The organism is Mesorhizobium sp. M5C.F.Ca.ET.164.01.1.1, from assembly GCF_004792125.1.
Lineage (GTDB): Bacteria > Pseudomonadota > Alphaproteobacteria > Rhizobiales > Rhizobiaceae > Mesorhizobium > Mesorhizobium wenxiniae.
The window spans coordinates 1-327 of the sequence record NZ_SRTG01000351.1 but is presented as its reverse complement, the minus strand read 5'-3'; the positions used below and the strand labels follow the sequence as shown (position 1 = coordinate 327).

Below are 327 nucleotides of genomic sequence, written 5' to 3'. Positions count from 1 at the left end.
TTTGGCGTCATCTTGTTGACGGCCTCAGGCAAATCCCGAGTGATCCTGCGGATGAGCTCCTCGCGTGACAGGCCGGTCTGCATCGAGAGTGACGTCAGGGTGCCTTCGTCTAACGCCGCTTCCACCTCGTTTGGCTCGATTGGCTGATTCGGCCCAGTGCCGACCCAGGAATCGACCTTGGATCCTGCTCCCGCACCTCTGAACCGATCTAAGATATCGCCGAGCGCCGTCCCCGAAACCCCTTTGGAAATCTGATCTAAAATTCCGCCTTGTGGGTCGTTTGGATCGCGATCTCGCGCCCCACGGATCAATTCGCCGATTTTGTCC

Annotated in this window: 1 protein-coding gene; it reads right to left on the bottom strand. The window is 58.1% G+C overall.

Going from position 1 to position 327, the window contains the following annotated elements:
* Positions 1–327: YidB family protein (locus EN807_RS33765; protein WP_135938035.1), on the bottom strand; the 327-nt coding region annotated here is incomplete at both ends.